At 67.1% G+C, this 386-nt stretch carries 1 pseudogene; it reads right to left on the reverse strand.

The window, feature by feature from the left end:
- Nucleotides 1-192, reverse strand: a pseudogene (locus D7Y04_RS46310) (M23 family metallopeptidase); the annotation flags it as partial.
- Between the last annotated feature and the right edge of the window lie 194 nt (nt 193-386).

The raw sequence follows: 386 nt of genomic DNA on the forward strand, positions 1-386 counted from the left end.
GTCGCAGCCACCCGTGGAGCTGTCACCGCGCGCCAGCCGCACCACCCCGTCACGCGCCGCGACGATGGGGGTGCCGTCCGGCATGCGGAAGTCCCAGGCGAAGGTGTCGTTGTACTGATGGCTACCGGTGTCGTGACCCTGACTCACCGTGTAGATGCGACCACAGGCGAAGGGGACGGCGGCCTCGGGCATGTCGCCCTGCAGGGAAGCAGTCGAGGGGGGAACCGCGGGGGCCGAAGCCAGGAGAGAACCAAGGAGGAGAGCGGAAAGGTTCATATCGGGGCGGGCTGGAAACGGAGGCAAGTGCCCCCGATATTTCCCAGCGCATTTTCCCAGAAGCCCGCGTGCTACGCGACCGGGGGGCCTATGCTCCGTTCTCCTCCATG

It is taken from the genome of Corallococcus sp. AB038B (genome assembly GCF_003668955.1).
Taxonomy (GTDB): Bacteria; Myxococcota; Myxococcia; order Myxococcales; family Myxococcaceae; genus Corallococcus; species Corallococcus exiguus.